Below are 11,127 nucleotides of genomic sequence, written 5' to 3' on the forward strand. Positions count from 1 at the left end.
TCTAACACCAGTATTTTAGGGTATTGCCGACCTGGGTATGAAAACGATACGGCTAACGAACTTACATCTCGATATGGTGAAGCCCAATGTTATGGCTACCCAGTGTCGAAGAAGAACAGTGGCTTTGTACTTTATCACTTATACGATCCCTCGCAGTTGGAACAAACCATTACTCAGTTTGCAGTTCACGACAGTATTTTCCCTCGTCAGCTGGTGGCAGTTTTTGCCACGCTAAACGATATAGAGAAAGAGGACAGGGTAGGGCAAGTGCTCGAGGCTTTGAAAGAGGTAGAAAAACCATTTCAAATTTTTGGCGCCATAGACGTCGAATACCCAGATACAGAAGAAGGTAAAACCCTCGCAAAGTTCTGCCGAAAGTTTACTGTTCCTCTTCGCCAAGCCCTAAGAAAGGCGGGATGGCTCACCGCAAAGGAAAATTTAGGTAAACCAAAGCTACATATTTTCTTTGAGTCATTTGAGATTTGCCATATTGGCTATACATTACCCAGTCATGCTAGTGGCGATCACTTGGGTATTTGCCGGTTAAAGTTCCCAAGTGATGCGCCGAGCCGCTCGACGCTTAAACTTGAAGATGCCTTAGTGAATATGCTGAGCGACAAACAGCAGGCTAAGGTACTTCGAAGCGGTGGACGTGCCGTGGACCTAGGTGCATGCCCTGGCGGTTGGACATATCAGCTGGTGAAGCGCGGAATGTATGTTGAAGCTATCGACAATGGACTTGTAGCCGATAGTTTAATGAGCACGGGCTTGGTTGAACATCACGCGGCAGACGGGTTTACCTATCGACCACAATTTGGTCGTGTAGATTTGCTGGTATGTGATATGATAGAGCAACCCGATAGGGTAGCTAAATTGATGGGTGATTGGTTAGTTAAGCACTGGGCAACGCACGCAATATTCAATTTAAAGTTACCTATGAAACAACGTTATGAAACTGTAGTTGAAGCCATGACGTTGCTAAGAGGCCGATTAAATGCCTTGGAAGATGCATTTGCGGTGAAGGTGAGGCATCTCTACCACGACAGAGATGAAGTTACAGTAACAATTGTTCGCACTTCAAAAGATGAGGTGTGATTTTGTTATTTTTCAAAAAAGTGTCATTAATTAATAAGTTATTGATACTTAAAGAAAAGAATTGATGGTGGCGCGGATTTTGGCAAACGAATTTAAGGTTTATGCTAAAAAAGGTGTAAATCTGGTATAGAAATCCTTTATAATCCGGCCGTTTTTTTACTCTGAACCAATGAAAGTGAACTAATGTCAGACTTATCTCATTACAGAAACATTGGTATTTTCGCCCACGTAGACGCGGGTAAAACTACCACAACAGAACGTATCTTGAAGCTTACTGGTAAAATCCATAAAACTGGTGAGGTTCACGATGGTGAATCAACAACTGACTTCATGGAGCAGGAAGCTGAGCGTGGTATTACCATCCAGTCAGCGGCAACAACCTGTTTCTGGAAAGATCATCGCATGAACATCATCGATACTCCGGGACACGTTGACTTTACAGTTGAAGTATATCGTTCACTTAAAGTACTAGACGGCGGTATCGGTGTATTCTGTGGTTCTGGCGGTGTTGAGCCTCAGTCAGAAACTAACTGGCGTTATGCTAACGAATCAGAAGTTGCGCGTGTAATCTTCGTAAACAAACTAGACCGTATGGGTGCAGACTTTTACCGTGTAGTTGGCCAAGTTAAGAAAGTACTTGCTGCAAACCCACTAGTAATGACGCTTCCAATCGGTATCGAAGACGAGTTTACAGGTGTTGTTAACCTTCTAGATATGAAAGCGTACATCTGGGACGATTCAGGTCTTCCTGAAAACTACGAAGTTGTAGACATCCCTGAAGACATGGTTGAGAAAGCTCAAGAATATCGCGAGCAAATGATCGAAACTGCTGTTGAGCAAGACGACGACCTAATGATGGCTTACATGGATGGTGAAGAGCCGTCTCTAGAAGACATCAAGCGTTGTATCCGTAAAGGTACTCGTGACCTAGCGTTCTTCCCAACATACTGTGGTTCTGCATTTAAGAACAAAGGTATTCAGCTAGTTCTTGACGCGGTTGTAGACTTCCTACCTTCTCCAACAGAAGTTGATCCACAGGATCTAACTGACGAAGAAACGGGTGAGCCTACTGGTGAAGTTGCAACAGTATCTGTTGACGAGCCGTTCCGTGCACTTGCGTTCAAAATCATGGACGACCGTTTCGGTGCCCTTACGTTTATCCGTATTTACTCTGGTAAACTTAACAAAGGCGACACCATTCTTAACAGCGCAACGGGTAAGACTGAGCGTATCGGCCGTATGGTTGAGATGCACGCTGATGAACGTACAGAACTTACTTCAGCACAAGCAGGTGACATCCTAGCTGTTGTTGGTATGAAGAACGTTCAAACTGGTCACACATTATGTGATCCGAAGCACCCTTGTACACTAGAGCCAATGATCTTCCCTGAGCCAGTAATCTCGATTGCTGTTAAGCCAAAAGACAAAGGCGCTAATGAAAAGATGTCTATCGCTATCGGTAAACTAGTAGCAGAAGACCCATCTTTCCAAGTTGAAACTGACGAAGATTCAGGCGAAACCATCCTTAAAGGTATGGGTGAGCTTCACCTAGATATCAAAGTAGACATCTTGAAGCGTACTTACGGCGTTGAGCTAGAAGTTGGTCAGCCTCAGGTTGCATACCGTGAAACTATCACGCAAGCGGTTGAAGACAGCTACACGCACAAGAAGCAGTCTGGTGGTTCTGGTCAGTTCGGTAAGATTGATTACCGCATCCGTCCGGGCGAAACTAACTCAGGCTTCAAGTTCACTTCTTCTGTTGTGGGCGGTAACGTACCTAAAGAATTCTTCCCAGCCATTGAAAAAGGCTTCAAAGGCATGATGGAAGTGGGTCCACTAGCTGGCTACCCAGTACTAGATGTTGAAGTTGAGTTATTCGACGGTGGTTTCCACGCAGTTGACTCATCAGCAATCGCGTTCGAAATTGCAGCGAAAGGCGCATTCCGTCAGTCAATGCCAAAAGCAGGTCCTCAAATTCTTGAGCCTGTAATGAAAGTTGACGTGTTCAGCCCAGAAGACAACGTTGGTGACGTAATCGGTGACCTTAACCGTCGTCGTGGTATGATCAAAGACCAAGAAGCTGGCGCTACTGGCGTTCGCATCAAGGCTGACGTACCTCTATCTGAGATGTTTGGTTACATCGGTCACCTACGTACTATTACATCTGGTCGTGGTCAGTTCTCTATGGAATTCAGCCACTACTCAGCATGTCCTCAGAACGTAGCTGACAAAGTAATTGAAGAAGCGAAAGCACGTAAAGCTGCTAAGTAATTAGCCTTTGCGAACGTAAGCTGACTTTGGGTTAGCTTACGCTTCAAGAAATACTAAAAAGCCGGTCGCATGACCGGCTTTTTTTATGTCGGGTGTCCCATCCTGAAATACGTTTAGTACATCTTATATGGCAGAAACTTACCTGACATAACTACGCTGACACGGTCACCTTTAGGATCGTTTTCGCGCTGTAAATCCATAGAAAAATCAATTGCACTCATGATGCCGTCGCCAAACTCTTCATGAATTAATTCCTTTAATGTAGTGCCATACACACTCACCAATTCATACCAGCGGTAAATAAGCGGGTCGGTAGGGACTTCTGTGGGTAACGAGCCTTTGTAAGGCACGATTTGAAGCCAAGCAATGGCTTCGTCGGTGAGTTCAAGTAACTCACCCACGGCTTCAGCTTGCTGCTTTGTCATGGCCATTTGTCCTAAGCAAGCTGCTGTACTCCATTCTTTTGACTGACCAACAACTTCGGCAATCTGACTCCACTTTATGCCTTTTAAAATTTTGGCTGACTGGATCATGTCGGTAACTTGGGTTCTCGATGTAATCATTTACATTTCCTTAAAGGGTTAGTTAAACAAAATGAGCGTAACTAGATTGCTGAAAATAAGTGCCAGTATTAGCACCTTGTACACAAAAAGAGGGTGTCGTTTTACTAACGGCTCGTACGCCGTATGTTGTGATGGATTTGGGTAGCGAAGCGAAAAAAGAAACTCAGATAGTGAAGAAAATCGCTTATCAGGGTTCACATGCAAAGCACGCTTAAGGGCGCTATCAACCCAATTAGGTATTGGTCGATTAGGAGCCAATGCGGTTTGGTATTTTAACTTTTTCTGCTCGGCCAACGTGCGACAATGAGCGAGCTTTGTGCCATAGGGGTAACGCCCGCACAAAAGATAGTAGGTGAGTACGGCTAAGGAGAACAGATCAGAGCGCTCTGTGCCAACATTTCCTAAAAAGTATTCAGGTGCGGAAAAAAGTGCAGCGCCAGGAATAGGTGTGTCACTATAGAGGCTTGGGGCATCGGCTAAGGCTGCTGAACCCAAATCTATAATAGTACAGTGCCCTTGTTCGCTAATAATAATATTGTCGGGGCGTATATCCCTATGAACAATGCCCTGACGGTGCATTGCCTGTAAACCTTTACCAACCTGCTCGATTATATTCCTAACTTGCTCTAATGGCGGCGTAGGATTATCAACAGCCCATTGAGCTAGCGTTTGACCTTGAATATATTCACTTACGCTGTAAAAAGAAGAAGGAGGGTACGGTAAACCCAAATCAGTAAACGTTGGGCTTTTAATAACGTGTGCCGAATTAATCCGTCTCGAAAACCAGCTCTCTATTAGGAATCCATTTACCATTTCTGGTGATAGGGTAAAGTCGGTAGCCGGTGTTTTTACAACCACAGGGCTGTTTCTGTGCGTAGCTTCACAAGACGAATTGGTGGCAATAAAAACATGGCTTCGGGCCGACGTATAAAGCTGTCGTTCTAGCTTCAGTCCATCAACATCATCACCCGTCTTAAAGTTTGCGGCAGCAGGCTCTTCGCATACATGTTCATCAGAATGCTGATTTGAGTAATGAATCGCAGCATCAGAAACCTCAGAATTGGTTATCAGTTGTTCGCCCAACGACCTGTTAAGTACAGATGAATGAGGTGAAGTTGAAACGCCTGTATACAGTGGGTGTCTGTGATCGTCTAGGCCATCATGGCTAGCTACAAGAACCTTTACGAGAAGTAAGGTGAGGTTGTCATCGCTTCCTCTAGTAAATGCCTCATGTACTACCAGCGCAGCTTGGTTTTCAGAAAGCGTATCGGCCTCACTGATTTTCATAAGAATGGTGGGTAGCGAAACAAACTCATAAACCCCGTCGCTACTTATCGAAAACGTGCTCGATGAGTTGAGGGTGAGTGTTGTGTGGTCGATGTCTATATTCGCTTTAACGCCTAATGCTTTAGTAAGATAACTCTGCGAAGGCTCACTTTCCGATACTTGACGATGAGGTTTTGTGAGTAAGACAGGCGACTGTGCGTTCTTAGAAATAACCTGAATTTGACAATCCCCCACATGAAATACATCCATGTGATTGCCTGTTACCACTGCCACTGTTAACGTGCAAACATAACCTTTTTCTGGTGTATAGCAAAAGGGACTTCTTTGCGTACGTGTGTAAAGCAGCGCGTTTATCTCTTTAATAATGGTTTCAGCGCGCGTCTTAACCGACCATTGTTCCGGCGCCATATTAAACAGTTTAATAAACTGACTGGTAGCAAAGTCGCTAGCAACTTGGCTAACCGTACTGCTACTTACACCGTCGGCGATAACAAAAACGCTGCTTTGATCTGGGTTATCAGAAACATGAAAAGCGTATGCATCTTGGTTTATCGCTTTAACGCCGGCTGTAGAAAATGCACTTACACTGAGCGTGTTAGCTGGTGGGTTAATTGGGGCGTTTAACGCGGCTCGCTCATTCATGTTTAATTGCTTCTTACCTGCATATTTAATTATGAGCCCAATTAGTTATTTCCAAGGAAACGGATAACGCCATCATGACGTGTCTTGTAGGGACAAGGCATGATGGCTTTAAGATAAGCGCTTTAGTTAAATAGGCAGTGTTTGCGATGCAGCGGCTTTATCAACAGGGATAGTACGTTTGGGTAGCGTCTTAACGTGGGTGGTGTACAGGGTTAGTCCAGTAAAGGCGAGGCCACCAACAAGATTTCCAAGTGCAGTTGGGATCTCGTTCCAAATGAAGTAGTCCATAACCGAGAAGTCGCCGCCCATAATAAGGCCAAATGGGAAAAGGAACATGTTTACTACTGAGTGCTCAAAACCCATAAAGAAGAACAGCATGATTGGCATCCACATGGCTAGTACTTTTCCGCTAACGTGGGTTGAAATCATTGCACCCACTACGCCTAGCGACACCATCCAGTTACACAACATGCCGCGAATAAAAATGGTGAACCAGCCTGCAACGCCGTGTTCTGCGTAGCCCAATGTACGAGCTTCGCCAATGCTGGCTACCTTAGTCGCGATGGCACCGCCATCCACGTTATACCCCATGGTAAAAATAAACGACATCATAAAGGCCACGGTTAATGCGCCGCCAAAGTTACCTAAAAATACTAATCCCCAATTTCGTAGAATTTGTTTTGGCGTGACGCCAGGTCGCTGTGCAAGCCAAGCGAGCGGGGTAAGTACAAACACGCCGGTTAATAGGTCAAACCCCATAAGGTAGAGCATACAAAAGCCCACTGGGAATAACACTGCGCCAAGAAGAAACACGCCGGTTTGAACGGCAATGGTAACGGCAAAAACAGCGGCTAGGGCCAATATTGCACCTGCCATATAAGCGCGAATTAGAGTATCTCGTGTAGACATATAAATTTTGGCTTCGCCTGCATCTACCATCTTGGTTGCAAACTCAGCGGGGAGAAGATAAGCCATGGTTTCACCTCACGTTGTCGTTATTAATAAGTTGTCATCTGTGTGTTGGCGTTTACTGTTTCAATGCGTTCCAGAAGATCAAAAAAAGGCGTCCGCAGCGCTCTCGTAAGAAAGAACTGGGGACGCCTTTGTCCGAAACTCATGCATTGTGGTAGCTAACAAATAAACCGTCGGTTATATGTACGCCTTTGTACTCTGAAGCCCGTTGGCAACTAATACTTGTATAAGCGCCTTCGTACTTTTGTTATCCATTTGTACAAAGCTAAAAAAGTGCCAATAACCAAAATGTACCTAAATGCGTTATTTATTGCTATTAAAAACAATGCTTTGTATAAATTCATGGCTGTGTTGATAGACGCTTGCGCCAAGGCACTATTAATTAGTCTGCACTAAAAAGGGGGGGAGTGTGAGTGTTTAAGGTGCAACCGGTTTAACCATTTCCTACTTTAATGCCTGTTTTAACATTTTTAACTGACGCTTCATGGTTGGATAAACTTTTGTCTCTTGTGTTCGGTGTGCGTATTTTTCATGCTCAAATAGTTCACACAGAAGTGTTAGTGCCTTGGTAGCATCTTCGTTTATCAAAGGGTTAACTTCACTCATAAAGGCGGACAAGGTTTTATTCCCTCTTTCTTTTCCTGTTTTAGCTTCAACGCATTTTATTGCGTTTAGTAAAACTCTGTGTGAGGGCGACAGTGTGTTGCGATGCGTATTGGGTAAAAAATAAAGTGCTAAAATAAGCCCAATTAGGCCAATGGCGGAAAGAAATACAACTCGCATTTTTTGCGGCGTTAGCGAGCCTAGTAATTCTTCAAGCATGTTGGTTTGCGCAGTATTGTCAAAGCCCAGTACCCATTTACTCCATGAGTAATCGAGCTGTTGAAACCAGCTTTGTAACGTTGCAAAAATGGCAGCGTTGCTAAGGTCGCCCAAAATACTCGCTTCACGAGACTCCCCAAGCTCTTCCAACGCACGTTCAAGCCCGAAGGTTAAGCGTGACGGTGCCACCATACTCGTTGGGTCGTGTCGAATCCATACACCATCAATAAATGCTTCCACCCACGCATGTGCATCGTACTGCCTTATTTGCAGCACATTGTCATTAAGTGCGCTTCCGCCCTGGTAGCCTGTCACCATTCTTGCCGGTACCCCTGCGGCGCGAAGCACATACACCATGGCGCCTGCGTAATGGGCACAAAAACCTGAGCGTTCTTCAAATAAAAAACGGTCGATGGGGTCGGTAGGCATGGCGTTCGGCGATAGGGTGTAGCGGAAGCCCCCTTGATTAAATTCACGCATTATTGCGCTAACAATTTGCTGTGCGCTTGAGTATTGTTTGGCAAGTGTCTGTCCCCATGCTCTGGCTTGAGGGTTGCCATTCATGGAAACCTGAAGGTTTAGTTGCGATTCAAAATTTCCTATTCCGCTAGTGATTTGAGCAGTTGGATAGTAGCGCAGATAAAACGCTTTTTTACTGGATATTGGGCTATTCGCCCTTAACGTAAAATCAAAAAGACTTCTTACGAAAATACTGTTCTCGCGGTTGTTGGGTGTCGAAGGCGCTAGCGCAAACAGCCACGTTTGCTGTGTGGGTTCCACGATCAATTCATAACTTATCACTTGAGGCGTATTTTCCTCGGCCAGAGCTGACAAGGGTGTTGGCTTGCCCATGTAAGCTAACTGCTGCTCTGCCTGTTTGCGTTTGTTGCTAATAGACCAGGTTTTCCCGTCAAAATGTTCTAAGGTCATAGCGCGCCAATACCTGGACGGTGCAACAGGGACTGCTTCTGCGTTTTCAAATGTGGCGCTGAAAGCCAATTCAGATGAACTTGCAAGTGACGCAATATCACCAGTCGTCACCGTGTCAGAAAGCCCGGTTTCAGTCGACTTTGACGTGGGCATCTGCCAAAGCGGAGGGAGTTGGGGAAGCAGTAAAAACAGTAGCAGCGCGATAGGGAAAGCTTGGACAATAAGTACGGTCACGAATTTAATGCTTTTTGATTTGGGTACTCCTGCACCGTGATAAATGGCAGTCGCGAATAGCAGCAGGGCCAGTATTCCTGTATAGCCAATCCACGCAAATACGCTTAGAGACGAGATAAATCCGCAGCCGATCAAGAACAAACAGGTACATACAATTAAGTGAAAATCTCGTTTTTTCTCAACCAGCATGATTTTGAGCGCGCACGCGACGGTCAATAGGTTAATCATGCTATCAAGCAATCCTACTGAAAAGCCGAACCACGATAATGCGAACACTGCCAATATTGCCAGCAAGTTAACCGTGCGTGATGTTGGCAAACTATTCAACGCACTAAGGCCTGCGGCTCTCACTATCACAGCACACCCACCTAGCATAATTACCCATGTCATAAGCGGCGCGGTAAGAGTAAAAAGAATAAGAGAGAAAGCTATGCAGAGCATAAGCACAGCCACGGACGTTGGTTGGCTAAACACGCTTTTAACAACGGTTAATTGCGTTAAACGGCTTAAGATAGCGGAGCTCATTTCGTTGACCTCGCCCTTTCATTCTTTATGGAAGATATTGAGACCGTTTTATTTGAGGTTGAAGAAGCTTGTGATGAATGCGAATTCAAACACGCAAGTGCACTAAGACATTCGTGCATTTGTTTTACCCCGTGAGCAGGGGCAATGTTAAGCCCTTTGTACTGTATTCCAAATACCCGGTTTGCGCCTGTCCAAGACAATGTTGCATAGGTAAGCGCCGACACGGCAGTTTCCACATCTATGTTTGAGGGAACTGAAAGTACAAAACTGTCGCTTTGCAAGGAGGTAAAGGATTTCGAAACCCAATTTCCGTTTTTCGCCACATGCTTCCATGATACGCGATTAAGCGGCTGTCCAACTTCGTAATCGTTTAATGCGTAAAAGTCTTCGTTACTTGTAAGGTCGTTAACCTGACTGACGCTATCCGACTCATTAGAACTCGCTACCTTATTAACAGTGACCGGACCTTCTTGAGGTTTTGCGTAGACAGTGACTTGTTGGTCAAAATCGAGGTGGGTCCAGCATTTGTATAATCCCAACGGAAAATCGCATGCAATGGTTAGTCTGCCGAGTGCAAATCGCCCCCGTACTGGTATTGGAAGAGGCACGCTGAGGGTTTGCGTTTGTTTTGTATCCGTAACTTCATTGTCGTTTAAAGAAAAGCTGTACGTCTGCTGAGCCACTGAAATGTTTTCATTGCTTGCATGAGCAGTCGTATCCATGGGGCGCACTGTATTTAGCCACTTTATCGCTAATACACCATTGCACGTTTTCGTTGGCGCTGACGGGTGAGGGATAACCTGAAGCTGCAATTCACCCTGTAAGTTACAGTGAAATGGACTGGGGGGCGTCGCTTTAAGCGCTAAACGCGCAAAGTTTTGATGAGTGTAAAACAGCGTTAATAGCATAATGCTTAAGCACAAATAGCTAAGCAGCAACATCAAGTTGTTTTGGTAGTTAGTGCCAAGTAAAAACAAACACAGCGATAGAATAATAAAAGACCAACCGAATCCGCTCGGCAATATAAAAATACTGTTTACGTTGAGGTGATGTTCGTGAGAAGCCGGAACTCGCCTGTCTAACCACTTTAATAGCCTGCGTTGTAGGTAATTCGAAAGTGAAGCTGGCATTCTACGCACCTTTAGCGCTCCGAAAATTCATGAATGCTAGGCTGCCAGTGGGTCAATACTATCGAGTAATTTCTGGCTCAGTTTTTCACCGTCAAAAGCATGGGTTTGCTGCCCTTGTGCCAACTGATGTGAAGACAATGTTAGCCTATGAGCGGTAATGGCCACGAAGACGGCCTGTACATCTTCGGGAGTAACATATGATTTTCCAGAAACAAACGCCCAGGCTTTGGCACCTTGGAGTATCGCTCTACTCGCTCGTGGCGATAGGGGATTAGGGTAATCATTACTTTCTCGACTTTCACTCACCAATCTTAGAATGTAATGAATAATGGCATCGCTGGTATGAATAGTGGCTACCTCTCGTTGCATTTCGCGCAAATTCTCCTCATTTAATATTTGTGCAAGCGGTGCTGATGCATCCTGTTGCAATAGCATGGCTTTTTCTGCTTCCCACGCTGGATAGCCCAAAGAGATACGCATAAAGAAACGGTCGAGTTGGGACTCTGGCAAGGGATAAGTGCCCGATTGATAGCTTGGGTTTTGTGTAGCAATAACAAAAAATGGAGAGGGTAGCGCGTGGGTTACACCATCGATACTTACTTGTCGCTCTTCCATCGCTTCTAACAGGGCGCTTTGTGTTTTGGGGCTGGCTCTGT

At 45.2% G+C, this 11,127-nt stretch carries 8 protein-coding genes; 2 read left to right on the forward strand and 6 right to left on the reverse strand.

Annotated features, from left to right (window positions below; genetic code table 11):
• Positions 1-1,095: 23S rRNA (cytidine(2498)-2'-O)-methyltransferase RlmM (gene rlmM, locus QVA83_RS13765; RefSeq protein ID WP_287498594.1), on the forward strand; the 1,095-nt coding region annotated here is incomplete at its 5' end.
• Between the two features lie 183 nt (positions 1,096-1,278).
• A complete protein-coding gene (fusA, locus tag QVA83_RS13770) occupies positions 1,279-3,366 on the forward strand; it encodes an elongation factor G (RefSeq protein ID WP_014949028.1) in 2,088 nt (695 codons plus the stop codon).
• A 113-nt stretch (positions 3,367-3,479) separates the two neighbouring features.
• On the opposite strand, the gene cynS is transcribed toward fusA, so the two are convergent.
• From cynS to QVA83_RS13800, 6 genes are all read right to left on the reverse strand, one after another.
• Positions 3,480-3,929, reverse strand: coding sequence for a cyanase (gene cynS, locus QVA83_RS13775; protein WP_014949029.1), 450 nt, complete (start codon positions 3,927-3,929; stop codon positions 3,480-3,482).
• A gap of 18 nt (positions 3,930-3,947) precedes the next feature.
• A complete protein-coding gene (locus QVA83_RS13780) occupies positions 3,948-5,858 on the reverse strand; it encodes a bifunctional protein-serine/threonine kinase/phosphatase (RefSeq protein WP_156078178.1) in 1,911 nt (636 codons plus the stop codon).
• 126 nt (positions 5,859-5,984) lie between these two features.
• Positions 5,985-6,833, reverse strand: a complete 849-nt coding sequence (locus QVA83_RS13785) for a formate/nitrite transporter family protein (protein ID WP_014949030.1) — start codon at positions 6,831-6,833, stop codon at positions 5,985-5,987.
• A 441-nt stretch (positions 6,834-7,274) separates the two neighbouring features.
• On the reverse strand, positions 7,275-9,341 hold the full coding sequence (locus tag QVA83_RS13790) for a transglutaminase TgpA family protein (protein ID WP_287498595.1): 2,067 nt from the start codon (positions 9,339-9,341) through the stop codon (positions 7,275-7,277).
• Positions 9,338-10,471, reverse strand: a complete 1,134-nt coding sequence (locus tag QVA83_RS13795; protein WP_287498596.1) for a DUF58 domain-containing protein — start codon at positions 10,469-10,471, stop codon at positions 9,338-9,340. Before QVA83_RS13795 ends, QVA83_RS13790 begins: the two co-directional genes overlap by 4 nt.
• A 36-nt stretch (positions 10,472-10,507) precedes the next feature.
• A partial coding sequence (locus tag QVA83_RS13800; protein WP_287498597.1) for an AAA family ATPase occupies positions 10,508-11,127 on the reverse strand: 620 nt, incomplete at its 5' end.

Origin of the sequence: Alteromonas sp. AO-Serp, from assembly GCF_017849675.1 — a bacterium.
Lineage (GTDB): Bacteria > Pseudomonadota > Gammaproteobacteria > Enterobacterales > Alteromonadaceae > Alteromonas > Alteromonas macleodii.